The organism is Desulfovibrio sp. OH1186_COT-070, from assembly GCF_003860215.1.
GTDB lineage: Bacteria > Desulfobacterota > Desulfovibrionia > Desulfovibrionales > Desulfovibrionaceae > Desulfovibrio.
In genome coordinates, this window is record NZ_RQYH01000008.1 from 12,311 (window position 1) to 37,400 (window position 25,090).

Genomic DNA, 25,090 nt, shown 5'->3' on the forward strand with positions numbered 1-25,090 from the left:
CATTCCTTATTCTTTTATGGCAACTCCCGAGGATTGCTGCCGGTTTCCGGTGATGGCAGCAAGACTGAACGGAGTTTCCTGGTACACATAGTAGTTGAGCCAGTTGGAATAGAAAAGGTGCGCATGCGCCCGCCAGTTCATGCGGGGCGCAAGATCGGGATTTTCCGCCGGATAATAGTGCCGGGGAGGGATGGGGTTCAGTCCCTTGCCCTGATCGCGACGGAATTCCGCGTCCAGTGTGCCGCGGTCATATTCCAGATGCCCTGTCATGAAAACCTGGGAGTGATCACGGCTTTCCGCCAGGGTCAGCCCGGCTTCGCGCGACTCTGCCAGCACCCGCAGCCGCGGCTCGTTGAGCACATCCTCGGTACGCACGCCGGTATGGCGGGAATGCGGCGCTGTGAACGTGTCGTCAAAACCGCGAAACAGGTGGCAGCCGGGGTGCAGCACATCGTGGTCAAAGACCCCCGAAATTTTTGCAGGCAGGGGATATTTGGGGATGCCGTAAAAATGGTACAGGGCTGCCTGGGCTGCCCAGCAGATATAGAGTGTGGAGTGCACATGCTCTTGCGCGTAGGTCATGATTTCCAGCAATTCGTGCCAGTAATCCACATCCTCAAAAGGCAGGTGCTCCACGGGTGCGCCCGTGACGATCATACCGTCAAAGGCGCAGTGGCGCATTTCGGCAAATGTCTTGTAAAAACGCTCCAGATGCAGGGCTGGCGTGTTTTTGGAAACATGGGCCGCCGTGCGCAGCAGGGTGACGTTGATCTGCAGGGGGGTGTTGCCCAAAAGCCGCAACAATTGGGTTTCTGTGGCGATTTTGGTGGGCATCAGGTTGACGATGGCAATTTCCAGCGGCCGGATGTCCTGCCGTGCTGCACGATCTTCGGTCATGACGAAGATATTTTCGCTTTCCAGCGCGGTACGCGCGGGGAGGTCTGCCGGAATCTTGATGGGCATATGTGCTGTCCTCAAGGGGTTGGATACGCCGGTTCCGGCGAGACGCCGTCGGCACACGGGTGCACCGTGCACAAGGTCTTCCGGGATCGTACTGAAAACATAGTTGAGAACTATACTTTGTCAAGACCTTTCTGGCGTTTGCTTTTGAGGAGTTTCAAAAGGGCAAAATCAGGCGTTCTGCGGGGGAAGACACAGGCGGTTTTGCGCCAGGGTAACAATGTGCTGCGGCTTTTTGGCAATGTGGTCCGCGTGTGCCGCGCGCAGTTCGCCTTCTCCGCGAAAGCCCCAGGCAACACCTACAGACGTCATGCCCGCATTGCGCGCGGTGAAAATATCCACATCGCTGTCGCCCACATAAAAGGCCTGGTCAGGCGGCACCGCCAGAATGCGCAGCATGTCCAGAGGGGCTGCGGGAGAAGGCTTGAGAGGCACGCCCTGCCGGGCGCCCTGCACCAGAGCAAAAGGAACAGAAGGAAAATAGTGGCGGACAAGGCTGACGGTCATTTCGTCGGGCTTGTTGGAGAGAACCGCGATGGCCTCGCCGAGCGTTGCAAGCTCTGCCAGTGCTTCTGTAATCCCCTCGTAGGGGCGGGTGCATTGGCACATGTGTTGGCTGTAGTGTGCGCGTGCGGCATCGGTCAGGCGGGCCAGTTCCTGCGGTGCGAGAGAATCCGCTGTTGCTGCGGGCAGGGCGTTGCGCATGAGGTGGTCAAAACCGCGGCCGACAAGCATGCGAAAGTCCTGCATGCTGTGCGTGGGGTAGCCGTTTTGGGAAAGAACTGTGTTGCAGGCGTTGCCGATGTCTTCCAGGCTGTCGAGCAACGTTCCGTCAAGATCAAAAAGAAAGGCGCTCATCTGTTTTCCTCGTCTGCTCTCTGTGGTGCGGGCAGGACGTTCTGCACCGTGTCCGGATATTTTTGCAGGTTATGAATCCAGTTGCAATCTGGTAGAGAGGGGAAGATGCGGATTTTCGCGGTGTGGGAAATTCAGGAGGGCGTGCACACGGAAGAAAGGCGCGTTCCGATGAAAACGAGACTGCGTTCCGCCGCATCGTCCGGAACCTCTTCAAATCTTAGCTGCCCGGCGGCATACTGTACGACTGTGGGGATGACGTTTCCCCTCTCGTTCAGATTGACGATGCCTTTGGCGCGGCAAAGCCCTGGTCCGGCGGATCGGATCATGTCTTGTATGTCCTTCATGCTGACAGGCTGCGGCAGGATGACGCAGAGTGAGGAAAACTCTTCATCGGTATGATCAGGATGGTGAAGGTTTTTTACGGGACGGAGGCGGGGGGAATGTGAGGGGGGGCCCCCCTGTTTGTCCAGCCATGCGGAATGCAGGGCATCAAGATGGGCAAAGGCAATGTTGCCGTGTGTCGCCGGAAGAATGACAGCTTTGGCGTTGCGGCATCGTACCTCGGCCATGACTTCTTCAAGACGTGCTTCAGAGACGGCGTCGGCCTTGTTGACAACGGTCACATCGGCCTGTTCTATCTGCGCAGCGCGGACAACCGAGTCTGTGTGCTCCCATGCCAGAGCATCCACAATGGTTATGACCAACCCCGGACGCACCAGATCGCTAAGCTCCTTCACGGATTCAAGAACATTGGCGGGATTGGCCACTCCCGTAGTTTCGAGAATCACCTGCCCGGCAGGGGCCGCCTTCAGAAGGCGCTGCAAACCTGGGCGCAGGCTGTCTGCAAGTGAACAGCACACACATCCCTCATTCAATGCTTCGACATGGGTTTCTCCCTTGGTGCATGCGGCGTCCAACCCGATGGGACCCAATTCGTTCTGGATGACGGCGGCAAATTGTTCCCGTCCGTTCAGATAGTCCAGCCAGCGGCGTAAAAAAGTTGTTTTCCCTGCGCCCAGAAATCCGGTCAGAATGTGCAGAACCGGCAAGGTGTCGTTTTGCGCCGGTGTGGTGGCATGCCGTTGTGCGGGCAGGCGGCGCAGGGGTTTGCCGCCGGCGGTCATGGCCGGAAATACGGGCGGGGTGGATTGACGGGAGACGGAGGAGGGCGGCGGCGTTGTTCCTAGCTCGGCATGCAGTGACAATATCCATGCCTTTTGTCCGCAGTTCGTCACGCTATTGCCGCATTGGGGAACCATGCGCAGGCTCAGGAGAGGATCTTCTGCAAAAAGTGATGCCATGGTTGCCGACAGTGTCGTGAACATGCGCAGCAGCAGCCTGAATGCGGGAACGTCATGCTCCACGCCACCGGGAGGAACCAGCCATTGGCGTGATGCCGTTCCATCCAGCCGTACAGCTATGCCGTCTGTGGAAATACGGCGATATCTGGCGGGAGCTGAAAGAGCTACGGAAAGTCCTGAGCCGTCCAGCGCTGCCGTAATCCGGAGCGTTCCCATACAGAAGGGCGCGAGCGCCGGAGCATGGAGGGAAAGGTTACGCAGCATGCTCTCATATTCCGGCTTCATGGCCAAAGCCAAAGCCTGGAGGGGGAAGCTGTCCAGAACGGCGTCTTCTGCCCGGGGAAAAACGTGCGCGTTAAATGTGCCGTAAAGAAAGGTTTTATCCGTATGCTCTTTCAGAAAAACCAGGCCGTATACATGGGGAGAACCCGCCACCCGGAACGTCCATGCGGGATGCCCCTGATGGGAAGGGAGTATGCCGCGCCAACCCAGAGCGCGCGCCCGTTTGCGGTCAAGATGTATGCCCGCGAGCAGGCAGTTTGCAAGGGAAGGGCTTTCGGGGCCGGTCTCCGGGGAAAGGGGGCGGGGCAACAGCGTGTCAAGGCGCACGGCGATGTTCCTCTTGTGGCGGCGGTGACAAGTCCGCATTGCGCATCTTGTCTATGACGTCACCATTGCCGAGATAGTTTGTTGTCTTGGAGCGAAAGCGTGCTGTGCCCTTAACCACGGGGTAGCCCGCATCCACAAATTTTTGGGCTGTGATAAGCCCTGTGCAGTGGTTGCAACCAACTTTTTGCAGATTCCATTTTTTGAGGCCGATCACCAGATCGTCATATTTGGGATCCCAGTCATCAAAGGGCGAAATGTGCAGCCCGCCGTACAAACCGTAAAACTGGTCATTTTCATATGCCAGAGTTTTGTACGCCGTGTCGGCAAAGAGAATGATGCCCAGGTGGCAGCATCCTGTAATGCTTACCAGGCCAATGTCTTTCACATTGCAGTAAAGTGAGATTTCTCCGAACACCTTGAATATGATCGGACAATCGAATCCGTAGAGAGCCACGCCGTCCTGGATTTTGTGCAGGCCTTTGGGCACTTCAGTCCATTTTCCCACATGGCCGCAATCTTTGAGGTATTGTTTTCCGTTGGGATAAAACGTGTTGGGCGTATAAATGTGAATGTCGGGATTGTATTTTGTCACAACAGGAAGCCCGAAATAATGATCCATGTGCTCATGTGTCTGGATCATGGTTGTGATCTCTTTGTTGGCCAGCATGACGTCGATGCCTTCACGTTTGTAGCATGCCTCCATCCACTGATAATTCCAGCCCGTATCAAAGAGATATTTTGTAACTTTTCCGTCCATGGCCTCAATTTCAACAAGGCAGGAAAAACCTCCGGCATTGTCAGGATGCACACAGTTTTCGCGCACGATCTGCCATGCCTCATCAAGCTTTCCGGGCAGCAGATGCTTGATCCGCTTCATGCCGTCGGCATAGCTCCCTTTGCCTATTCCCTTGCCGTTGCCGAAAGGGGGCCAGTTGAAAGTGTACTGATCCACCAGCAGGCCGCCTGCGCCAGTCACGTCCTGCATAAAAATTCCGTTGTCAAACCAGCTCGTCTCAGAAATATTGGTGACCTTGATGGCTTTGCACACACCGATATCGGCGGAGCCGCGTTGCGCATCGGCAAGAAAGGCTCTGCGCATGGGGGAGTACGAATATACGCCCATGGCGCCGATTGTTCCCACACCAACCCCCAGAGCCGCACCCTTGAGAAATTCGCGTCTGTTCATGATGTTTCTCCTATTGCACAAGGGTGAAATGCGCGCTGAACCAGGGCAGCGCGGCCACTATGGCAAAATACAGTACAATGCCTGCAAGAATGCCGACCGCAAGGCCGGGGAGCATAGCCGGACTCCAGGCACTCCGGACGGCAAAGGCGTGCTCGTCGGCGGCAATCTCCCCGGCACTGCGGAGTTCACGCTTCCAGCCGGGCCAACCGTCCATGAACCACCAGTTGATCAGCCAGATGTTGATCAGCCAGATCATGGGAATCATGGGAAACTGTTGGGGGTGAGAAAAGCCTTTCTGTGTGCCGAGCAGGAAGTGGGCGTACTGATAATACAGGCAGTAGATCATAATGCCGCCGAGAGCGACCAGCACGGTGCGGACAAGAGCGTTGACCGGTGTACTGAACCTGTTGGGCCAGTTGCCGCAATAGAATTGCAGGAACAGGGCGGGTACCAGAAAGAAGATTGCGGTTTCTCCCACATGCAGCCAACGCCAGTCCGGAGCTGCGTCGCGTCGGTGCCCGCGCACTGCATCGCCCCACACCAGTTCCTGCATGTACCAGAAAAAGAAACATAGTGCGACAGAAATAGCCATGATGCCGAAAAAGAGGGCGAAACGGCGCAGCCATGGCCGCTTGATGAGGCAGAAAGAGTAGCGTTCCCAAATACCTTCCATGAACCACACTACAACAGTGCAGCACATGATCCATGCCACATGAAAGTTTGCGGAAACTGTTTGTGCAAAAGATTCCCAGTACGGTGGCGTGATGGCTGTGAAATACTGCCAGGGATAGTACAGGATGCCCATGTGATTGTGCATGGTCATGAAATAAATGACCAGGCTCAGGCAGAATGTGCCCAGCCAGATGCTGAATCCTTTGACAGGCTGGCCTTCATTCTGCCAGGGATGCCCTTCCAGGGCGACAAGCCAGGCGGGGCTGATCCATGAGGCAATGACGGCAAACATCATGCATGCTTGTGCTGCGTATTCTGTGGCATAAAATTCTGTAATTCCAGGTAATTGTTGTAGTTGGTGCGGGCTGAAATAGGCAAATGCGAAGTTCCCCAGCACGCCCTCAAAAAAACCGTGGATTATCACCAGCATCACGCCGACAGAGACAAGAGAAAGCACAATGCCCTTTTGCAGGGGGTGCGCGTTGCGTATCCAGCTGCGTTTGAATGGCCAGAAGTCAAAAATATAGGCCATCCAGATCAGGATTATGAGCCACCAGCGGCAATAGTTATAGCCGACATATGGCGTGTAAAGGCGCATGACGCCGCGCGGGTCCTGAAAAATCCACCAGGTGACGGCAAATATGGAAAGAGTCAGTATCATGTTCGCCAACAGAGGACAGGGGCCTTGCCACCGTTTGATGAGTTTCCGCTCTTCGAGATAAGGGATGTTGTGATCAGCCATCGGATCCTCCTCAGGGTGTGGAGTTTATGTTCCAGCAGGCGAGCGTGTCTGCGCGCGCATGACCTGTGCGACAGCCTGACTCAATGCTTCCTCGCTCATCGTGTCCACGGGAAGCCCCAGCCGCTGCCCTTCAAGACGCAACAAGCCGGGTGAAAACTCTGGTGGCAGTAACGTTCCTTTTTCGTAGGTGAAGGCGTCGGCGTCAGGATTTTCGTCGGATGCAGGGGGAAAAAACATGCGCCAGTATCGCCATAAAAAATTGCGCCGCTGCAGATTGATCATTTTTTTTCTCCCAGAATTTGCAGAAGGCATGAGACATAGGCTGAAACAGAAGAGGCGCAAGATTGGGCGTCGGCATGGCGCAGACCGTGCAGGGTGCGGGCCAGATGTTTGAAAAGATCTTCTAGTTGAGCTTGACTGCATTCCTGCAACAGTTTCGCCAACGCGCCAGTCTCGGGCAGGGTGTCCGCTCCGGCCCGTGCAAGGCGGGCATTGCTTATTGCCTGTAAAAGTATGGAGAAAAACTGAAGATGGTGTTGTGCCAGAAGATGCATTTCGCCGCGATGAAGAGCCATGCCTATGGAAGGCAGATGCCGCTCAAGAGTCAGCATGGCAGAAGGTGCGAATGAGCCGGATACGGTCGCCAGCAGGGATGGCATGATGATGTGCATGGCCTGCAGGCAGTCGGCCAGACTGGCGGTGGCCGGATTACAGGGAAGGGTGCGCACGAATGTTCCCTGATTGCGGCGTGTCTCCAAAATCCCCTTGCCTACCAAGGCGCTCAAGGCCGTACGCAACGTTGCCCGGCTGATTCCCAGTTCTTCAGCAAGGTGCCGTTCTGCGGGCAGGCGCTCAAACAGCGTCCAGCGCCCGCGCAGCAGGGCTTCTTCCAGTTGATTTATGGCGTTTGCTGGCGTGCTACAGGCGTCCTCCAAGCAAAACGTATTCAGCCATATGTGGTATGGTGCACGTCTGGAAAATTTTTGGCAATATTTCTTCCAGAAAATGCTTTTCATTCTGAATATGCTGAAAAAACTGTATAATTTTATGGAATTTGGTATGACCATAGAGGGTTTTTATGGGGTCTAAAGCGGGAAAAAGAGAAAATCATGTAAAAAACTCCGCTGACGGCCACTGCGTAAATACTTGTGGTCAGACCATTCGGAGCGAAAAAAGTCTTGCCCAGGGCGTGCGTCTATTCTACTGACCAAGATATCAAAACGGTGTATCGTCAGCAGGCGGGGAAGATATGTCGCGTTTTCTTCAATGGCGCAAAGCTTTTCCAGGTTTGTTATGGAGCATCTGCCAACGCGAGTCACGCCTCGAAGTGTTTACCCGATGGCGTGATGCAGGCTTTGATGCCCAGCAATTCCTGAAGAATGCCGCTTTCAGAAAGCAGGCAGTTATCGAGCAGGACTACCCTCTGCTCGTGGAGTTCTGGGATATGATCCACGCGGGACGCCCCGCTGCGGCCATTTTCAGACTGAAATATGAAAATGTCCGCAATCCGCTGATCTTACAGGGGTGGCCGGAATCGCGGGACGTGTACAGCGGTTTTTTGAAAGAGGCATTCCTGCCGGGGGGCTATACTTCGGCCTGCTACGATGCTCAACTGCAAATGCGCGTGGGAGATGCGGATTCCCCGGTGTTCACCGTTGATCTGAAAAAACAAAAACTGGGTGATGCCAACAGCGCTGCGCGTGTGCTTTTTGGGGGAGAGGAACAGGCGGAACGCGCTCTGGTGCTGGACGATGTGGTGCCCCAATCCTTGTGGAAAAATTTTTTTGTGGCGGCGGAGAAGGCGACGGCGCATGACGCGTGGTCGGGAAAACTGCTGCTGGGCAATGGCGAACGCGGCCTGTTTTCCGCGCATGTGCGCCTTACGTCATGGGGAGAACCGGGCAATAAAATGGTTCGGGCCGCGCTTGTGAATGTTGATGCCAGACCGGTGGAGCCTGAAAGGGACAACGCCTTCACGCTATGCATGAAAGGACTGCGTCCGGCGCTTGAGGGGCTGTACAGCCTTTGCAAGCCCGGGGTTGACGGATTGATGTTGTCGCATATTCAGATGGGCAACGGACGCGTTGCCGTATATGGTGTAGGGCCGGTATTTGACGGCCTGGAATGGGGAACCCTGCACGCCTATGAAGGCACCATCGCCCAGGACATACAGCGATATGGTCTCAGTTCGCTGATTGTGGAAAATACCTTGGACAGCGTCAAATCCATTGATTGGGCGTTGTTCGCGCCTCTGGGAGTTCGCTCCTACTTTGCCCGGCCATTTTATCTGGAGCATGGGCTCCACGCGGTTCTTATTCTTGCAGGCAAACGCAAACGCGCCTTCGGGGCGGATGCGGAGAGCCTGTATGCGGACGTTGCTGCGGCATTCGGACGGCTTGTGTCGAGTTGGAAAAATCTTGAGTGATATCGTTCTGAAATTTCTTCAAATTTCCGTTATTCGGCGACATGCCGGGGAACATTTTTCCCCTGTGAATATCCCCACGCCACTGTCCGGAGAAAGTCAGTTTTGTCCGAACAGTGGCGTGGGGATATGTCATATCACCGTAACAGACCGACAGTCCGCAGCCACTTGGCGACATCGCCCTGGGCGGAACTCACGCTGCCGCCGCGTATGGCCAGCCCGTCCAAAATCGTTGAGCCGGGGCACAAACGTTTCAGGTCATCCATGCTTCTGCCAAGGCGGCTGCCTTCATGTGTGACATACATGGCAATGGTTTTTCCTGTCAGATCATGGGTTTCCAGAAGGGTGAAAATCGGCAGCGCCACTGTGCCCCACCAGTTGGGAGAACCCAGAATGATGACATCGTATGCGTCAAGATTGCTGATTGGGGATTGCAGGGGCGGGCGATAGCCCGCTTCCTGTTCTCGCTTGGCCTGTGCGGTGGTTTGCCGGTAGTCTGCCGGATAAGGATCAACAGTTTTCAGTTCCACGGCGTCAGCCTGTATGGCTTGCTGGATCTGTTGGGCGACCTGCCGGGTGTTGCCGCTCCAAGAATAATAGACAATGAGGGTTTTTTCCCCGGCAAGTTCCGCGGCTGCGGCGCTGGCGGGAGAAAACAGCGGCAGTGACGCCATAGCGGCGACCGCCAGGCTGAAGACCATGCTTTTCACGAAGACTCTGCGCATTCTATCGGCGCGAGTTTGCTTGCTGACCATGTTGTGCTCCTTTTTTTCATGCATACCTGCCTTTTTGCCTGCCCGCAACAGGGTGTTGTCGCCTGCACGCATGGCATCTGCCGCTATACGCAGATTTTTGCGGGAGTTTCGCGTTTTCTGGACATGGAGGGGGCATTTGCCTATACTGAAAGACATCTGAGAATCTGCTGTTTTGTCTGTCATGGAGAGCATATATGACAAGGCGCATATTGACTGTTCAGGGGTTGGGCGAAAAAGCTTCCTGGCTGCTTGTCCAGCAGGCGCTGGGCATGCCGGATTCCAAGCTTCAGACGGACTTCATGACCCAGCGTGTGGCCTTGCTGGCATTTGCCCGGCATTCTCTGCCCGAACGCCTTTGCGTGTCCGCTGCCATCAGGCAGATGGGCGGGGCTGTGGTATACGAGGGCACACGCGGCATGTGGCACACCGAGATGAGCGAATATCAGGAGCATTTGCTCCCGATTTTCAGCTACTATGTTGACTGCCTGTATACCTATGGCATACCCGTGGCTTTTTGGGGAGCAAAGGCCGGAGGTACAGATTTTCCCATTATCAATGCGGGCAGCCCCGATGCGCATCCCGCCCACGCCTTGGCCGATATTGCCTGCATGCTGCGCAGTTCGCGTGACCTTGAAAAGGTTACCTGCGCATGGCTGGGGTGCGCCAACGGAACGCTGCACTCGCTCATGGCGGCAACGGCCTGGTTTCCGTTCAGGATGCGCATTGCCGTGCCTCCGCAAACGGACACAGCACCTCTGGAAGAGGCTGCCGCAAAGTTCGGCACATCCATTGTATTTGTCAAAAACCCGGAAGAAGCTGTGCGCGGGGCGAGTCATGTTTTTGCCGGTTGCAGCAAGGATCTGACTGCCGGGGACCGGGCGACCTGGAAGCTGGACGCGGGTATTTTGTCCAACGCCGGGCAGGACGTGCGGATCATGCTCAGTGCGTCTCCGGTGACGGCCATTCCTGTTGACAGGGAGATTCTGTCCAGCCGGGCTTCTCTTTTGACGCTGCAATCGGAATACCGCCTGCGCATCCACAAGCGCATGCTGCACTGGGTTTTTCTGGACGCATAGGAAAAGTTTTTCCCGTTGGCGTTTCCGATGCCGCAAGGCGGTTTGCCCTTTTGAAGGCGAACCGCTTTGCTTTTTCAGGAGAACGCTGCCCGGCAGACAGAATGCGAATGCAAAGTGCCCTGCGCTCTAAAGGCTTTTGGGCTTCCGTTCGATAGGCTGGTATACGAAAGGATGACGCGCTGTGCTGGACTACCGCCTTTTCAAGGAAATCAATGCCCTGTTTGCCGCCGGAAACTTTCATGCCGCACGCCGCCTGCTTATGGAGGTCCAGTCGCGGGTCATTGCCCTGCGCGACGAGATAAGCACGCTCAAAACCCGGATACACACCCTGGAAGAAGCCGTGCACCTGTCCACGGCGCTGTACCCCAAAAACGGGGCATACTGGCTTGCGACCGAGGGCGTGCATCAGGGGCCGTTCTGCACGGACTGCTATGAAAATTCCGGCGGTCTGATCCGGTTTGAGCGTTTTTCCGGGGGGCTTGTCTGCCCCTGCTGCTCTTCCAGCCTGGCCCTGCCGGAGTCTGCGGGGTTTTATGCCGAAGGCCGCGCCTCGCAGCAGGCGCGGATAATTCCTTTTGCCAGACAGCGATCTTCCGGCATATAAAAGAGCCGTTCTGCCCCCAAAAAATTCTGGGCTTTTTGCGCCGGTACACAGAAGTTCCCTTCCGTCCGGGAATGAGGTTCGCAGCACGGCCGTTGCGGGCTCAGGCGGATTGTTTTCCATGACAGATTCTTCCTCCCTCCCTGTCCGGGTTCTTTTGCTCAGCGAAAGTGAAGCTTTCGCAGGATTTGACAAGCGCGCCCTGCGGGAGGCGGGGGTGCAGGACGTGCAGTGCCTGACATCGGGGGTAGCGGCCGCCCGCGCTCTGGCAAAAGCCTGCGCCAAGGATTCTCCCCTGCCTGTGGTCATTTCTTCCCACAAGCTGTCCGATATGGATGGCGAGCGGTTTTGTGCCATAGTGCGCCTGCATCCCCTGTTGCGCACGCTGCCCGTACTGCTGATCCTGTCCAGCAAGAGCGAGGCGGAACAACTGAAAATGCTGGGGTGCGGAGCAAGCGCCTTGCTGTGGCGCCCTTATTCCATTGACGCGCTCACGGCACGGCTGGTTTTTCTGGAGGCTGCCCGCAGGGGAGAAATCCGGCGGGACAAGACGGAGGGCGGCGATACCAGGGATTTTGACGATGCGCTGGCGACCTGCGGCATGCTGCTCAAACCCGTGCGCCAGCCGGAAGATTTTTTTCAGGCGGGCATGCGTTGTCTCCGGCAGGAGCAGTGGAGCAGCGCCATCTCCGCGTTTCAGCACGCCATGCGCGGCGACCTTGCGCCGGGCAAGGCAGAGCTTGGCATGGCGCTGGCATGGAAGGGCAGGGGGGATCAGGTGCGCTACCGGCAGTACCTTGCCGATGCCGCCGCGATATTCGTTCAGGCGCAACAGTGGCAACGCGCGCGCGCCGCATGCATGCAGCTTTTTCAGGCAGATGCCGCCGCAAAGAATCCGTTTTTGGCGCTTGCCATACAGCACTTGGGGCAGGGCGACCATGACGGAGCCGCAGAAATCCTCTCTCAGGGGCTGGAAGTGACGCCCCGAGCGCATGTCAGCGAACGCATTGCCCTGTTCTGCATGGCTGCCGACGATCCTCAAGCCCTGTTGCATGCCTTGACGGCCGGGCTGGAAAAAAGGCTGGGCGCGCAAGCACACCACATCGGCGATGGAATCCGTGAAGCCCTGCATGCTCTCGCGCAAGAACGGGAAGCCCGGAAAAGAAAGGAAAGCGCCGAAAAAAACTGGCGTGCATCGCGTCAGGCCAAAATCGCAGCAGGCAACAGGGGAGAGGAGAAGCCTTCGGACAAAAAGCACGGCGGTGCGGGAGTGCCGGCAGAGCGCGTGCCGCGTGCGGAGACATTTTTGCCTGCCCGCCCGGCTCCGGTTCCCCGGATTCCGCTCTGGGAGGAGCCAGACGGGCGGCTGCCAAACGGGCGGCTGACTGATGACGGTGAAAACGCAGAATGGGCGCAGAACATGCGAAGGGTGGCCGCGCCGGGAAAAAGCGGAGAGGAAGGCGGCGCATCCTCGAAAAGAGGCGGAGATCTTTTCCAGATCATACGCCACACCTGGATGCTTTCTTCATAAGGCCGCATCCCGCTGGGCCTCCCTTCATTCGGGCAAAATATCGTACTGCTCCAGCTTGTCCCACACCGCGCTGATCAGCATGGCCATCATGGCCGCCAGTCTGGCTTTGCCCTGTGCATCAGGATGCCCCGCCAGAGGCACGGCGTCCGCCATGCGCTGGCAGAACGTGTCCGGGCATTCGGCCTGCCGGGCCTGCGCCAGCAAAGCCATATAGCGCGAAAAAGGGCCGTCCACAAAAGAGTCCGGGGACAGAGGCTTTGGAGGTGTATCGACCTCCTGTTGCCCCTCTGCTGCGGCCAGCAGATTTCTGGTCTGGCGCAGATAGCCCATGAGGACGCTGTTGGGCGCGTGCTGCATCAGGCCCGCTGTGACCACGGCATGCACAAAGGCCCGCCATTCTTGGCAAAAAATATTCGCACCGCTGCCTTCAAGATAGTGTGAAGGCATGCGGGCCTCGCGTGCCATGCGCAGAATATCCGCCGTGGCGGTGTTGATGTGAAAAAGAATGCAGCCAGCCTCTATGCCTTGGGCAGCGGCAAGCTGTTTTTTGGGCACACTGCCGCTCATTGGTGCGCCGTTGGCCAGAAAGGGCAGATGCGTGCCGGGGCGTAGCCCGCCATAAAGGCATCCATGAGCGTGCCGAAGTGGACGCGGTTGCGCGGCTTGATGCGCTGTGCCTCGGGGCAGTCCGTAGGAAAAAAGCGCAATGACTGGCGGTTGCCCAGATAGGTTTTTTCCGCAACGGGTTGGGCCAGAACATGCTCCCACATGCCGCGCCGTTCCCTGATGGCCTCCTGCTGTGCGGCGAGCAGGCGTTCCTGCAGGCGGCTGTCCAGATCGTTGTGCGGGTAGAAAAAAGCCGCGCCGCTGGCAATCATCAGATCGTTGAGGGAACGCCCATCAGGCAGGAGAACCTCGGCGAGAAAACGTCCGTAATTGTCCCTGTGTACTGTCCCTGCGGGCAGAAGCCGCACCCTTTGCCGAAGAACGGTTGCGGAAAGCAGTTTGCGGGCTTCACGGGCATAGTATCCCGCTTTTTGGAGGGGCGCGCCCAGTTCGGGAGCATCAATGCCCGCCAGTCGCACTACGCGCCTGTCTGTGAACCTCAAGGTATCCCCGTCAAAGCAGTGCCCCACGGTTCCCGGCGGCATGTCCTGTACTTGAGCCGCGTACGTCTGGCTGCCCTGCCCCGGAAAGAGCAACACAACAAGGGCAGCCAGCAGAAACGCTCCAATGTGCCTGCTCGACAAAAGAAAGGATGGCATGACCACGGCAGATTCCTGTGCGCTCCGCTCAATTGTCATAGTACGAGCGCAGCAACTGGCTGCGCACGGGATGGCGCATCTTGCGCAGCGCCTTGGCTTCGATCTGGCGGATGCGCTCACGGGTGACATTGTAGATTTTGCCCACTTCTTCCAGTGTGTGGTCGCTTTTTTCGCCAATGCCGAACCGCTTGCGCAAAACCTGCTCCTCGCGGGTGGTCAGATCGGCCAGAACCGTGGCCAACTGCTCCGAAAGCTTGGTATAGATAACTTCTTCAGCCGGGGCCACGGCCTTTTTATCCTCAATGAAATCGCCGAGGCTCGAATCTTCCTCGTCGCCGATGGGAGTTTCCAGAGAAATGGGTTCCTTGGCGATTTTGAGAACTTTTTTGACCTTTTCCACAGGATATTCCATGCGCGCGGCAATCTCCTCGGGGGTGGGGTCGCGGCCCAGTTCCTGCACGAGATACCGCGATGTCCGGATGAGCTTGTTGATGGTTTCGATCATGTGCACCGGAATGCGGATGGTGCGGGCCTGATCCGCAATGGCTCTGGTGATGGCCTGCCTGATCCACCATGTAGCGTATGTGGAGAATTTGTACCCGCGCTGGTATTCAAATTTGTCCACGGCCTTCATCAGACCGATATTGCCTTCCTGGATAAGGTCGAGAAATTGCAACCCGCGGTTGGTGTATTTTTTGGCGATGGAAACCACAAGCCGCAGGTTGGAGCGAATGAGCTCCTGCTTTGCCCGCATGGCCGCGCTGTTGCCGCGCTTGATGCGCCAGAGCACTTCTTCCAGATCCGTGACATTGTGGCAGCATTTTTCCTGAAGGCGCTTCAGGATTTCAATTTTTCCGACAATCATTTCCTTGAAGGAAAAGAGCTCGTCAACGCTGAGCCTGAGATCGCGGGCGGCTGTCAGGGGGTTGATCTCGCGTTTGTCGAGGCCGTCAAACATGGCCTGGATTTCGTTTTGGGTGCGCCCGGTGGAGAGAATGTAGGCCGACAGATCGCGCTGGCAGTTGTGCATCTGGCGCACATAGTCTTCCACCGTTTCAATGATGCGGTCAATGAGGGTTTTCTCCAGTTTGATATCGCGCAGCCGGGTAACAATTTCTTCCTTGAAGCCGATAATTTCTTTCTGCACCGCCGTGACTTTGCGATCCATGCAGGCACAGGCGTCGAGTTTTTTGTAGATCTTGCGTTTCTTTTTGAAAGTCTGCCGGATTTCGTCCAGCAGCAGGATAACGCGCGTCCGCTGGTTCATCTCGTCTTCGCTCGGGTCGTCCTCTTCAATGGTTTTGACCACATCCTTCAGCTTGATGCGGTTCTGGCGCAGGTCGTCCCCCACGTTGATCAACTCCTCAACGGCAACGGGCACTTCCACCAGAGCATAGAGAACGTCCTGCTCTCCCATTTCGATCTTTTTCGCGATGACCACTTCGCCGTCGCGATCCAGCAGGGGCACAGCCCCCATTTCGCGCAGGTACATGCGCACCGGATCCGTGCTGCGGGAAGAGTAGTCGGCAGATTCTTCATCCTCGGTCAGATCCAGCGAACCTTCCCCGATATCGTCTTCCGCATCGGTGGCGGATGAGGAGATTTTTTTGCCGTCCTTTTCCGAATCCACGATGTCGATATCCAGCAATTCAAAGATGCCGATAACTTCTTCAAATTTTTCGGGCGTGCTCATCTCTACAGGCAGAGTCTTGGTGATTTCTTCAAAGGTCAGAAAGCCCGCCCCTTTGCCCTTGGCGATAAGAGTTTGTATTTGCTGAATATCTTTGAGGTTGCTCATGCTCTTTCTCCAAGGTTTTTCATCAGTGCGTGAAGATACCTGACATCGTCTTCAAAATTTCCGGCACCGGTATTGGCCCGCAGTGCCGCCGACAGGGAAGATGTCTGCGCGGCAGCGTAGTAGCCGTCCATAAAATCGTGCAGGGCTTTCAGCTCCCTGTCGCCCGCATCGCGCGGCGGAGCCTCGGGGCTGCGGCATTTGCACCAGAAGGCCTTTTCTCTTTCGTCCAGAAGGTGAAAAGCCTCTTCCGGGCTGTGATGTTCCAGTTTGTCCCAGAGCTTGCGTGCCACAGGCGACCGGAGAACCACATCCGCGCCCATTACCTGCATATCGGCCAAACGGTGCGGATAGCGTACCGCATACATCATGATTTCCCGCTCAAGGATGCCGTGCGGCGGTGTGTCCGGCGCAGAAGGAGCGCCGGCCTGCATTTTCCGGTTGGCCAGGGTCGCACGCAATTCGGCTTCGGAAATCTGCAAATGCCCGGCCAACTGCGAAGTATAGGGGCTGACCAGTTCGGGAATCTCCACCTGCCGCAAAAAATTGCGCGCCCATTCCACGGTTTCCCGCGGGGCCAGCGCCTTGAGCACATCCACGCAAAAGCGCAGCCCTTCGGGCGCTTGCGCCTGCAAGGCTTCAAATGCCTCCCGGCCTGCGCCGCGCAGGAGACTGTCAATGTCTTCTCCTTCCGGCATGAGCACCACACGGCATGAAAGCCCGCGCGTCAGCAGCATTTCGCAGGCGCGCAGGGCAGCCTTGCGTCCGGCGCGGTCTCCGTCAAAGAGGAGCGTCATGCGTGAAGTGAAGCCCGCAAGGCGTTTGACCTGCTCCGGCGTCAGGGCCGTTCCCAGTACGCCCACGGCATTGGTGTAGTCGAACTGGTGCAGGGTGAGCACATCCATGTATCCTTCTGTCAAAAGGGCGTGCCCCTTGGTGACAATGCCCCGGCGAGCCTGCGCCAGACCGTACAGATGCTCGCCTTTTTTGTAGATGGGGGAGTCGGCGCTGTTGATATATTTGGCCTCGTCCTCACCGGCAATGATCCGTCCGCCAAAGGCAATGATCTGGTTGGACAGGTTCTTGATGGGAAAAATCAGTCTGCCGCGAAAACGGTCATACCATCTCCCGTTTTCCGATTTTCCCAGCAGCCCCGCCTCTGCCCCCGCCTGGGGAGAAAAGCCGCCGCGTTGCAGGGCCTTGGTCAGCGACTGCCAGTCGCGGCGTGCCCAGCCAAGGCCAAAATTCTGTATGATCTCCTCGCTCAGCCCGCGGCTGCGCATGTATGCCTGACATTCTTCGCCTTCCGGGCTGCGCAGGGCCGCGGCAAAATGGCTCGCCGCCAGTTCGTGCATGCGCAACGCCAGTTGCCTCTGCGAATGCTGGCGATTTTTCTGTTCGCCCCGCTGCGGGGAGTGTGGCCCGCTTTCCAGAAAAATTCCGGCCTGTTCAGCCAGTTGCGTCAGCGTTTCCCTGAAGTCCAACCCGTTGATGCGGCTGTAAAAGTCAAAGATATCGCCCGAAGCCTGGCAGCCAAAGCAGTAAAAGAGTCCCTGTTCCTCATTGACCGTAAAGGAGGGTTTTGTTTCCTGATGAAAGGGGCAGGGGGCCGTCCAGCGCGGCCCGTTGCGCTTCAGCTCAACGTAGCGCTGCACGATGGCAACGATGTTCAGGCGCTCCTTGATGGCGCGGATGGCTTCTTTGGACTGCATATGCCTTTGCCGGTTCAACGCAGAGTTACAAGGGTCATCCCGTCGCCGCCGCGGTCTTCCGGAGCCAGGGAAAAACTTTCCACCGCAGGGAACTGGCGCAAAAAATCATGTACCTGCCTGCGCAAGGCTCCGGTGCCCTTGCCGTGAACAACCTCCAGTTCTGCAAAACCTGCAAGAAGGGATTTGTCCAGAAAGCGCCCCAGTTCGGCAAGGGCGGCATCGGCACGCATGCCCCGCATGTCCAGGCGCATGGAGGGCGTGTCGGTTGTGCGGGCATCGGAAGAAGCTCTTGCGCCACGGGGCATCCCCGCCCGGGGGGTGGGCTTTTCCGCATCGCCGGAAAGGCACAGGTCTTTCATTGCCGCCCAAAGCACCACGCCGCCCATGTCCAGACGTACCCTTTGCCGCCGTGGGTCCGTATCGGTAACGGTTCCCTGTCGATGGAACACGTTGTGCAGCACCTTCTGACCGATGAAAAAACTCTCCGGTTCAGGCAGCTCTTTCGGGCTGTCTGCCACGGGCTGCAGGGAGGCGCGCAACTGCGCCATTTCCTTGAGCGTCTGTTTGTGCGCCGCACGGCCCTCTTTCCAGGCGCGCATGATTTCCAGAGATTGCGCGCGCACTTCATCATGAAGGCGATCCCGCTCCTTTTGCAGCTTTGCCCTGCTTTCCTCGGCCGCGCGGTGCGCCTTCTCACGTTCCAGACCAAGCATGCGCAACTCTTCTTCCCGCCGGGCAGCCAGATCGTTCAGGCGCGCCAAGAGGGCCGAAGTGTCTTCCCCGTCCTGCAAAAGATACTGCTCCGCCCGCCGGATGATGCCTTCCGGCAGGCCGTGGCTGCGCGCCACGTCCAGCGCGCGGCTGGCGCCCACCTGATCGTAGGCCAGCTTGTAGAGCGGTTTTTTGCTCTGGGGATCAAAAAGCATGGAAGCGGCGCGGACTCTCTCCCGCGCCAGAGCATAGCTTTTGAGAGAGGGAAAGTGCGTTGCCGCCAGAACAAAAGTATGTTTCTCCAGCAAACTGTCAAGGACAGCCTGTGCCAGAGCGGATCCCTGGGCCGGGTCTGTGCCTGCGCCGAACTCGTCCAGCAGCACAAGGCTGTCGGCATTCAGGTGTTTCCAGGCTTTGGACAAATGCTCGATCTGGGCCGTAAATGTGGAAACATGGTCGGTGAGGCTCTGCTCGTCGCCAATGAAAGCGTCCACCCGGCCGAACCAGGGCAGGTGCGAACCCTTGCCCACGGGGACAGGCAAACCGCTGAGAACCATGGCCGTGATCAGCCCCAGTGTTTTCAGGCAAACGGTTTTTCCTCCGGCATTGCCTCCGGTAACGACCAGCGCCCTGTCGCCGGGCCGCAGAACAATATCCAGCGGGTGCACTTTTCTTTTTTCTCCGCCATCACTGTGTGCCCCGGCCAGAGCCAGAAGAGGGTGGCGGGCTTCCAGCAGGCTTATGCCTTCGTCCGCAGGGGCCAGGGACAGGCATTGGCCGTCAAAGGCGGCGGCCAGACGGCGCTTGGCGGAAAGTATGTCCACCTGGCGCAGCAATTCCTGGGCGGCCAGCACTGACGGAAGTTCCGCGACCAGAAGTTCTCCCAGATAGGCCAGAATTTTTCTCTCTTCTTCCCTTTCTTCACGCTTCAGTTCCTGAAGGCGGTTGTTGATCTCTACCAGGAAAATCGGCTCAAAATAGCATGTTTCCCCTGTCTGCGACCAGTCATGAATGATGCCCTGCATGCGTCCCTTGAAGTTGGCCTTGAGCGGCAGAACGTAGCGGTCCGAGGAGAGCGTCATGAACTCGTCCTGCAAGAAGGCGAGCATGTTGTACTGTGCGGCATACTCCTTGACCTTGCGCATGCAATTCTGGTGGAGGCGGCGCAATTCGGCGCGCAGGCGATACAGTTCTGGCGAGCTTTCGTCCTGGATCAGGCCATCATCGGAAATGCAGCGCAGCAGGGCGGAGGTCAACTGTACGGGCAGAGGCGACGCATTGGCCAGACGCAACAGGTTTGGCCAGCGCTTTTCGGCGCCAGCCGTGGCGATGGATGCATGGGCTTCCCTGGCTTGCCGCAGCATTTCGCGCAAGGCCCAGCAAGCGTCTGTGTCTGGCCGGAGAGAAGGGTTGGCGGCTACGCCGCGCAACAAAATGCTGATGTCCGGAAAAGGAGCGAGTGTAAAGGGAGACGCTCCGGGAGCAGGGCTGCCGGCCCAGTCTTTTGCCTCCTCATAGAGGCGGGCTGCCAGACTGACAGAGGCGGAATCTTCCAGCGGCAACAGCTCCAGAGCGCCCTGCCGTCCGATGCTGGAAGCGCACAGGTTGGCAAGATGTTCGGTGATCAGGAAAAAGTCGAGAGCATGGAGAGTGCGGGGATGTATCATGCCTGGTGCGCCGTTTGGGTTTGGCTGGTGGCGGTCCCTGACCATGTGTTCTGACGTGGGAGAAGCCGTGGCTTTGCCCCGTGCATGCCGCGCTCTCCATGAGGGCATGATGCGGCACTGCCTGCGGCAGGGGGCATGGCAAGGCGAAAAAGCCCCTGTGGCGTCAGGATTGCAAGAGCATTTTGACAGCCCCGGACAGCGTTTTTCCGTCCACACGGCCTTTGTGTTCGGCCATGATGGCAGTCATGACGCGCCCCATATCTCTGGGAGAGGAAGCGCCGAGCCTGCTCATGGTTGCGCGGATGACGGCTTCAAGCTCTTCGGCTTCGAGGGGAGCGGGCAGGTATTCCCGGAGAATTGCCAGTTCTGCGGCTTCTTTTTGAGCCAGGTCGTCCCGCCGGGCTGCCTGAAATTGCTCGATGGAGTCCTGCCGCTGTTTGCCTTCCTTGACCACCAGATCAAGGAACTCCTCGTCCGCAAGCGTCCCCCCTGGCCGTTTCAACTCCACGAGGCGGTTTTTTGCGGCGGTTTTGAGCAGGCGCAGAACAGTCAGGCGCACGCTGTCTTTTGCTTTGTATGCCTGGATATAGTCTTTTTCGATGCGGTCGCTGAAGGAGAGGCTGGCGTTCATGATTGCTGCCTGATGGATGGAAAAAAGCAGAAAAATGCGGGAAACCCTGTGGAACTTCCCGCATGATGGTCAACAACCGTAATTAGCCGGATCAGGCCATGCTCATCTTTCTGATTTTCTTCATCAGCCGCTTCCGGGCTGCGGCTTTCTTTTTCTTGCGCATGACGCTGGGCTTTTCGTAGTGCTGGCGTTTTTTCATTTCAGAAAGAATGCCGGCTTTTTCAACCTGCTTTTTGAAGCGGCGCAAGGCAATGTCAAAATTGTAGTCTTCGTCGTTCAGGAAAACTCCGGGCAAGAGAATCACCTCCCTTGGCGGCAGGCTACGAACAGTGAGCCTGCAAAATATGAACTCCCTGTATAGTCAGGAACAGAAAAAAACGCAAGCGATATTCCGCCAAGAGAGGGAGAAAGAATCAGTTGATGGCGTCTTTGAGCATTTTTCCGGGGCGGAATTTCAGAACCTTGCATGCGGGGATGGTCAGTTTTTCGCCGGTGCGGGGGTTGCGGCCCTGGCGGGCTTTGCGTTCTTCCACCAGAAATGTGCCGAAGCCGGTGATGGTCAGCTTGGCGTCTTTCACAAGGGCGCTTTCAAGGGAAGCCAGAAAGGCGTTGAGCACCCGCTCGGCAGCAGCCTTTGTCAGGTTGGCATTGGCGGCAATTTTGTCAATCAGGTCAGCCTTGGTCATCACGTCCTCCTGAAAAGTTTTGACATTTTCGGGTATGCCGTCCGGGCCTGCCCCGACGGCTGACAGCACGATCAAGTCATTCAACTCAAAACTTTTTGACTTTCCTTGTCAAGCTGTGAGGCCCAAAAAAACGCCAGACGCTGAAAATCCTCCCTGCTCAGGTTTTCCGGGCGCAGTGTGGGGGACAGACCTGTTCTGAAAAAAGCTTCTTCCAGTGAAGGCTGCCCACAGCGGCGAAAAATGCCCCCAAGCTGTTTGCGGCGCTGCTGAAAGCAGATGCGCAAAAGATGTGAAAGTTTTTTGGGGGCCGCCGGGCGTTCCTCCGGCGGTCTGGGAAGAAAGGTGAGAACAGCGGAATCCACCTTTGGGGGGGGAAGAAAGGCTCCTGGCCCAACAGTAAACTCAAGGCGCGGTCGGGCGAAGCTCTGCACCCATACCGACAGGGCACCATAGCTGGCTGTTCCCGGCTGCGCTGCCAGCCTCTGACCGACTTCTTTCTGCACCATGAAAACCGCGCGCGTCCAGCCTGTGGCCAACGATACAATATCCCAGATCAGGGGAGATGCCACGTTGTAGGGAAGGTTGCCCGCGATTTTCCAGGGATTTTCGGGGGTGACGCGCCGCCAGTCAAACCGCAGGGCATCGGTCAGCACGCTCTGCGTTCGCATGCCGGCTTCTTTTTGTCTTTCCCGTGCCCAGTGTGCGTCTTTTTCCAGCAACAGCAGCAGAGTGTGCGGCTGCTGCTCCAGCGCGCGGGTCAAAGCTCCGGGGCCGGGGCCGATTTCCAGAATTTTGTCGCCCTCCTGCGCATGCAAAAGGGCGGCGATGCGCAGGCAGATTCCCGGCTGTCGGAGAAAATGCTGCCCAAGACTTTTTTTTGCGCGCGGTGCGGAGTTTTTTGTGTGCATGGCGGGAAGGATGCGCAATTCAGGGCACGTCAAAGCGGTCAAAGGCAAGCAGCAACCCGGCCCGCCCCTGGGTGGCGGAACGCAAAGAGGTGGAGAAGCCAAACAACCTGCGCAAGGGAGCCGTGCCGCGCATGTGCTTGTGACCTCCCTGATCTTCCAGAAATTCCACCTTGCCGCCGCAAGCGGCAAACAGGCTTATGGCGGAACCCAGAAAATTTTCCGGTGACGAGATTTCCACCCGCATGACAGGCTCCAGAACCAGAGGGCGCGCGGCTGCCAGAGCTTCGCGCAGAGCCTGACCGGCAGCCATGTGACAGCCGGGAACTGTGGTGACGCCTTCCTGGCGTTCCAAACGGGTTACAAGCACCTCTGTGTCTTCCAGCGGGCAGCCGGTTGCGATGCCGCTTTGCAGGCCATCCCGAACAGCGTCCAGCGCCGCCTCCAGATACGCTTGGGGCAGGGGCCTGTTGCTCTGGCGTGTTTCGGCATCCAGCGCCGGGTCCAGACCAACGGCGTTGCCGCTGCCGCGGGGGCGGGGAGCAACGCGCAGCGTCACACGCCCCTGATGGCGTTCTTTGCCCAGTTCCCTGTCAAATTCGGCACAGGCCTCGGCCTGAGCGCGCACTGTCTCTCGCAGGACGACCTGCGGGTTGCCCGCACGGGGGCTGATGCCGTACTCCCGCCGGATACGCTCCAGCAGAACATCCAGATGCAGTTCTCCCATGCCGGAAACCATGCGCGCGCCTGTTTCTTCATCCTGTCGGACATGGAGGGTGGGATCTTCTTCTCCGTAGCGGGCAAGGGCTTCGTCCAGGGTTTTGCCTTCATCGGCGTTGCGCGGCTCAAGAGCCAGCGTCAGCACCGGAGCATAGGCGTCAATGCTTTCCAGCGTCAGCGGGCGCTGAGGCTGCACGTATGTTTCGCCGGTATGGGCCGAACGCAGGCCCACCGCCAGAACAATTTCTCCGGCGGAGGCCGTTTCGATGGGCTCGCGCCTGTCGGCGTGGGCGCGATAGATGCGCCCCAGGCGGTCATTGGTGTTCCGCGTTGTGTTGCACAGGCTGTCTCCTTCCTTGATGCGCCCTGCATATATTCGCAGAAAGGAGTGCTTGCGGCCGTTTTCCACAAGTACTTTGAAGACCAGAGCGGCGGCAGGCGCATCGGTATCGGGAGTAACGGCCAGTTCCCGCCCTTCCGCGCTGCGGCCTGTGGCCGGTGGAACGTCCAGCGGGGAGGGCAGCCAGTCACAGACTGCGTCCAGCACCGGCTGCACCCCCATGTTGCGCAGGGCGGACCCGCAGAGAGTCGGCGTCAGTGCGCGGGACAGTGTGGCGCGGCGCAGCGCGGCACTGATGTCTTCTTGCGTCGGCGTTTCCTCAAGGTAGATTTGCAGGAATATTTCGTCGGATTCGGCCAGTTTTTCCAGCAGAGTTTCGCGCCAGGGGGCTGCCAGTTCCTGTTCTTCCGGGCCAAAAGGCGTCCGGAGGACGGTTTGTCCCTGGTCGTCTTCTGCAAATGTCAGGATTTCCTCGCGCACAAGATCCAGCACGGCGCGAAAATGCTCTCCCTGACCCAGCGGCAGCATGACGGCAACGGCGTTGGCCTGCAATCTCTGGCGTATGGCCTCAAGCACGGACGAAAAATCCGCGCCGGGGCGGTCCATCTTGTTGACAAAGGCGATCTTGGGCACGCGGAAATTTTCGGATTGCCGCCAGACGGTTTCCGACTGCGGCTCCACGCCACCCACCGCGCAAAAAACACCCACCACGCCGTCCAGCACCCGCAGGGCTCTTTCCACTTCGATGGTAAAGTCCACATGCCCCGGCGTGTCCACAAGATTGATGATGCATTGCCGCCAGGTGCAGGTTGTGCAGGCTGACGTGATGGTGATGCCGCGCTCCTGTTCTTCGGGCAGATAATCCATGGTGGCCGCGCCGTCATGCACTTCGCCCATGCGGTGGATTTTGCGGCTGTAAAAGAGCATGCGCTCGGAAAGCGTGGTTTTGCCCGCGTCAATATGTGCGATAATCCCTATGTTGCGTATGTCGTTGATGCTGGGCATGGCGTTTTTCGCAAGAGGTTTGAGAACGACCTGCGCTTTTGCCGGTCACCTGAAAACAGAGTCACAGCAGGCCGAAGGCATGGCGCCGGAGGCGAAAAAAATCCGGATCAAGGCCGGGATGCAGCCAGAAGCCTTCGCAACCCGGCGTCAGAGTGAGCAAGCCGTCATCGGCACAAAAGTGCCCGGGCACGTGCTGCCCGTGCTCCACTGCAAGAAGGACGGCTTCGGGCGGGTGGTTTTTTTGTGCGCCTGTGTGCAGTGCGTCCGCCTGGGCAAAGGCCAGCAATCCGGAGTCAAAATTTTCCGGATGGAGCAGGCGGAGGTGTGGGGGGCGGCTTTCTTCAAAGCAGCGCAGCCCCAGACCCCGCGCGCACTGGCGCACGGGGGCCAGTTCTCCGGTGTGCAGCAGCACCAGCCGCCCGTGGCGGGGAGACATTTCTTGCAACAGGGCGCAGAGTTTCTCTTGGTCCAACAGGAAAATGTCTTCAATGCCTGTCAGCTCCAGGCTGACCAGAGCCGCATCGTGCGGCAAACCGTCCACGCAGGCGGCGGCCACAAGGGGAACTCCGGCCAAGGCGGCGGGCATGCATGCGCCCGCCAAACGTGCTGCCGCTGCATAGGTTGGCGTAAAAGCGATGACTGTCCAAGGAACTGGGCATTCTTCGGTATGTGACCAGAAGCCCGCATGGCTTTTCTCTGCGGTGCATCTGTGTGTGCCCGTGTGCTGCCCGAAGTGGGCATGGGCCAGGGCAAGTCCGGTCTTGATGGCCGCACGCCACGGAGGAGGGGTGGCTTCGTATGCTTTTTCTGCCAGCGCGTCATCCAGCCGGAGTTCTTCCGTCCACAGGGGCCAGCGGGGAGCGTCCGGTGGGAGCGGGGCGAAATCGGGTGTGGGCTGCATGGGGGCTCCGGGCTGTGTTTTTTGTCCAGACGCGCTGCA

General features: G+C 57.9%; 23 protein-coding genes. 4 read left to right on the forward strand and 19 right to left on the reverse strand.

The genetic code is table 11. The features are described 5' to 3' along the window. Window positions 1–6: 6 nt before the first annotated feature. The 7 genes from metA to EII23_RS04445 form a co-directional block, all read right to left on the reverse strand. Entirely contained in the window at window positions 7–963 is a 957-nt protein-coding gene (gene metA, locus EII23_RS04415; protein ID WP_124792181.1) for a homoserine O-succinyltransferase, read from the reverse strand. A gap of 168 nt (window positions 964–1,131) precedes the next feature. Continuing rightward, the gene (locus tag EII23_RS04420; RefSeq protein ID WP_124792182.1) at window positions 1,132–1,818 is read right to left on the reverse strand and encodes an HAD family hydrolase; all 687 of its coding nucleotides are present in this window, start codon (window positions 1,816–1,818) and stop codon (window positions 1,132–1,134) included. 131 nt (window positions 1,819–1,949) lie between these two features. Beyond that, entirely contained in the window at window positions 1,950–3,728 is a 1,779-nt protein-coding gene (locus tag EII23_RS04425) for a GTP-binding protein (RefSeq protein ID WP_185702292.1), read from the reverse strand. Continuing rightward, on the reverse strand, window positions 3,718–4,914 hold the full coding sequence (locus EII23_RS04430) for an MBL fold metallo-hydrolase (RefSeq protein ID WP_124792184.1): 1,197 nt from the start codon (window positions 4,912–4,914) through the stop codon (window positions 3,718–3,720). Before EII23_RS04430 ends, EII23_RS04425 begins: the two co-directional genes overlap by 11 nt. Window positions 4,915–4,924: 10 nt before the next feature. Further along, window positions 4,925–6,328, reverse strand: a complete 1,404-nt coding sequence (locus tag EII23_RS04435; protein WP_124792185.1) for a hypothetical protein — start codon at window positions 6,326–6,328, stop codon at window positions 4,925–4,927. 24 nt (window positions 6,329–6,352) lie between these two features. Then, window positions 6,353–6,610: a hypothetical protein gene (locus tag EII23_RS04440; RefSeq protein WP_124792186.1), complete on the reverse strand. Its 258-nt coding sequence runs from the start codon at window positions 6,608–6,610 to the stop codon at window positions 6,353–6,355. Further along, window positions 6,607–7,263 carry a GntR family transcriptional regulator gene (locus EII23_RS04445; protein WP_260424591.1) on the reverse strand — a complete coding sequence of 219 codons (657 nt, stop codon included), beginning with the start codon at window positions 7,261–7,263 and terminating at the stop codon, window positions 6,607–6,609. Before EII23_RS04445 ends, EII23_RS04440 begins: the two co-directional genes overlap by 4 nt. A 314-nt stretch (window positions 7,264–7,577) precedes the next feature. Here EII23_RS04445 and EII23_RS04450 point away from each other — a divergent pair, with 314 nt between their 5' ends. Further along, window positions 7,578–8,753, forward strand: coding sequence for a hypothetical protein (locus EII23_RS04450; protein WP_124792188.1), 1,176 nt, complete (start codon window positions 7,578–7,580; stop codon window positions 8,751–8,753). 134 nt (window positions 8,754–8,887) lie between these two features. Here the strand turns inward: EII23_RS04450 and EII23_RS04455 are convergent, their stop codons facing one another. After that, on the reverse strand, window positions 8,888–9,451 hold the full coding sequence (locus EII23_RS04455; protein ID WP_260424602.1) for a flavodoxin: 564 nt from the start codon (window positions 9,449–9,451) through the stop codon (window positions 8,888–8,890). A gap of 248 nt (window positions 9,452–9,699) precedes the next feature. On the opposite strand from EII23_RS04455, the gene EII23_RS04460 reads away from it, so the two are divergent. From EII23_RS04460 to EII23_RS04470, 3 genes are all read left to right on the forward strand, one after another. Beyond that, window positions 9,700–10,581: an ornithine carbamoyltransferase gene (locus EII23_RS04460; RefSeq protein ID WP_124792189.1), complete on the forward strand. Its 882-nt coding sequence runs from the start codon at window positions 9,700–9,702 to the stop codon at window positions 10,579–10,581. A gap of 181 nt (window positions 10,582–10,762) precedes the next feature. Further along, a complete protein-coding gene (locus EII23_RS04465; protein WP_124792190.1) occupies window positions 10,763–11,185 on the forward strand; it encodes a hypothetical protein in 423 nt (140 codons plus the stop codon). Between the two features lie 118 nt (window positions 11,186–11,303). After that, complete coding sequence (locus EII23_RS04470) at window positions 11,304–12,713, forward strand: response regulator (protein WP_124792191.1); 1,410 nt, start codon at window positions 11,304–11,306, stop codon at window positions 12,711–12,713. Between the two features lie 24 nt (window positions 12,714–12,737). Here EII23_RS04470 and EII23_RS04475 read toward each other — a convergent pair whose 3' ends face one another. The 11 genes from EII23_RS04475 to EII23_RS04525 form a co-directional block, all read right to left on the reverse strand. After that, a complete protein-coding gene (locus EII23_RS04475; protein ID WP_260424592.1) occupies window positions 12,738–13,280 on the reverse strand; it encodes a serine/threonine protein kinase in 543 nt (180 codons plus the stop codon). Further along, the gene (locus EII23_RS04480) at window positions 13,277–13,978 is read right to left on the reverse strand and encodes a thermonuclease family protein (RefSeq protein ID WP_124792253.1); all 702 of its coding nucleotides are present in this window, start codon (window positions 13,976–13,978) and stop codon (window positions 13,277–13,279) included. Before EII23_RS04480 ends, EII23_RS04475 begins: the two co-directional genes overlap by 4 nt. A 28-nt stretch (window positions 13,979–14,006) precedes the next feature. Continuing rightward, complete coding sequence (gene rpoD, locus EII23_RS04485) at window positions 14,007–15,776, reverse strand: RNA polymerase sigma factor RpoD (RefSeq protein WP_124792192.1); 1,770 nt, start codon at window positions 15,774–15,776, stop codon at window positions 14,007–14,009. Next, window positions 15,773–17,485 (reverse strand): DNA primase, encoded by a 1,713-nt coding sequence (gene dnaG / locus EII23_RS04490; protein ID WP_124792193.1) that lies wholly within the window; start codon window positions 17,483–17,485, stop codon window positions 15,773–15,775. Before dnaG ends, rpoD begins: the two co-directional genes overlap by 4 nt. Window positions 17,486–17,499: 14 nt before the next feature. Continuing rightward, window positions 17,500–19,863, reverse strand: coding sequence for an endonuclease MutS2 (locus EII23_RS04495; RefSeq protein ID WP_124792194.1), 2,364 nt, complete (start codon window positions 19,861–19,863; stop codon window positions 17,500–17,502). A gap of 163 nt (window positions 19,864–20,026) precedes the next feature. Then, a complete protein-coding gene (locus EII23_RS04500; RefSeq protein ID WP_124792195.1) occupies window positions 20,027–20,494 on the reverse strand; it encodes a GatB/YqeY domain-containing protein in 468 nt (155 codons plus the stop codon). Between the two features lie 91 nt (window positions 20,495–20,585). Then, on the reverse strand, window positions 20,586–20,789 hold the full coding sequence (gene rpsU, locus EII23_RS04505; protein ID WP_124792196.1) for a 30S ribosomal protein S21: 204 nt from the start codon (window positions 20,787–20,789) through the stop codon (window positions 20,586–20,588). Window positions 20,790–20,907: 118 nt separating this feature from the next. Then, complete coding sequence (locus EII23_RS04510) at window positions 20,908–21,180, reverse strand: HU family DNA-binding protein (RefSeq protein ID WP_124792254.1); 273 nt, start codon at window positions 21,178–21,180, stop codon at window positions 20,908–20,910. An 80-nt stretch (window positions 21,181–21,260) separates the two neighbouring features. Then, complete coding sequence (rsmA, locus tag EII23_RS04515) at window positions 21,261–22,088, reverse strand: 16S rRNA (adenine(1518)-N(6)/adenine(1519)-N(6))-dimethyltransferase RsmA (protein ID WP_124792197.1); 828 nt, start codon at window positions 22,086–22,088, stop codon at window positions 21,261–21,263. Between the two features lie 19 nt (window positions 22,089–22,107). Next, the gene (fusA, locus tag EII23_RS04520) at window positions 22,108–24,150 is read right to left on the reverse strand and encodes an elongation factor G (RefSeq protein ID WP_124792198.1); all 2,043 of its coding nucleotides are present in this window, start codon (window positions 24,148–24,150) and stop codon (window positions 22,108–22,110) included. A gap of 61 nt (window positions 24,151–24,211) precedes the next feature. Next, window positions 24,212–25,051 (reverse strand): hypothetical protein, encoded by an 840-nt coding sequence (locus EII23_RS04525; protein ID WP_124792199.1) that lies wholly within the window; start codon window positions 25,049–25,051, stop codon window positions 24,212–24,214. Between the last annotated feature and the right edge of the window lie 39 nt (window positions 25,052–25,090).

What these genes read in the sequence shown, in the direction of transcription:
- rsmA (WP_124792197.1), bottom strand. Translation starts at nt 22,088, where the DNA reads ATGCACACAAAAAACTCCGCACCGCGCGCAAAAAAAAGTCTTGGGCAG.
- EII23_RS04430 (WP_124792184.1), bottom strand. Translation starts at nt 4,914, where the DNA reads ATGAACAGACGCGAATTTCTCAAGGGTGCGGCTCTGGGGGTTGGTGTG.
- EII23_RS04420 (WP_124792182.1), bottom strand. Translation starts at nt 1,818, where the DNA reads ATGAGCGCCTTTCTTTTTGATCTTGACGGAACGTTGCTCGACAGCCTG.
- fusA (WP_124792198.1), bottom strand. Translation starts at nt 24,150, where the DNA reads ATGCCCAGCATCAACGACATACGCAACATAGGGATTATCGCACATATT.
- EII23_RS04460 (WP_124792189.1), top strand. Translation starts at nt 9,700, where the DNA reads ATGACAAGGCGCATATTGACTGTTCAGGGGTTGGGCGAAAAAGCTTCC.
- EII23_RS04455 (WP_260424602.1), bottom strand. Translation starts at nt 9,451, where the DNA reads ATGGTCTTCAGCCTGGCGGTCGCCGCTATGGCGTCACTGCCGCTGTTT.
- EII23_RS04480 (WP_124792253.1), bottom strand. Translation starts at nt 13,978, where the DNA reads ATGCCATCCTTTCTTTTGTCGAGCAGGCACATTGGAGCGTTTCTGCTG.
- EII23_RS04495 (WP_124792194.1), bottom strand. Translation starts at nt 19,863, where the DNA reads ATGATACATCCCCGCACTCTCCATGCTCTCGACTTTTTCCTGATCACC.
- EII23_RS04510 (WP_124792254.1), bottom strand. Translation starts at nt 21,180, where the DNA reads ATGACCAAGGCTGACCTGATTGACAAAATTGCCGCCAATGCCAACCTG.
- metA (WP_124792181.1), bottom strand. Translation starts at nt 963, where the DNA reads ATGCCCATCAAGATTCCGGCAGACCTCCCCGCGCGTACCGCGCTGGAA.
- EII23_RS04525 (WP_124792199.1), bottom strand. Translation starts at nt 25,051, where the DNA reads ATGCAGCCCACACCCGATTTCGCCCCGCTCCCACCGGACGCTCCCCGC.
- EII23_RS04500 (WP_124792195.1), bottom strand. Translation starts at nt 20,494, where the DNA reads ATGAACGCCAGCCTCTCCTTCAGCGACCGCATCGAAAAAGACTATATC.
- EII23_RS04450 (WP_124792188.1), top strand. Translation starts at nt 7,578, where the DNA reads ATGTCGCGTTTTCTTCAATGGCGCAAAGCTTTTCCAGGTTTGTTATGG.
- EII23_RS04435 (WP_124792185.1), bottom strand. Translation starts at nt 6,328, where the DNA reads ATGGCTGATCACAACATCCCTTATCTCGAAGAGCGGAAACTCATCAAA.
- dnaG (WP_124792193.1), bottom strand. Translation starts at nt 17,485, where the DNA reads ATGCAGTCCAAAGAAGCCATCCGCGCCATCAAGGAGCGCCTGAACATC.
- EII23_RS04475 (WP_260424592.1), bottom strand. Translation starts at nt 13,280, where the DNA reads ATGAGCGGCAGTGTGCCCAAAAAACAGCTTGCCGCTGCCCAAGGCATA.
- EII23_RS04470 (WP_124792191.1), top strand. Translation starts at nt 11,304, where the DNA reads ATGACAGATTCTTCCTCCCTCCCTGTCCGGGTTCTTTTGCTCAGCGAA.
- EII23_RS04440 (WP_124792186.1), bottom strand. Translation starts at nt 6,610, where the DNA reads ATGATCAATCTGCAGCGGCGCAATTTTTTATGGCGATACTGGCGCATG.
- rpoD (WP_124792192.1), bottom strand. Translation starts at nt 15,776, where the DNA reads ATGAGCAACCTCAAAGATATTCAGCAAATACAAACTCTTATCGCCAAG.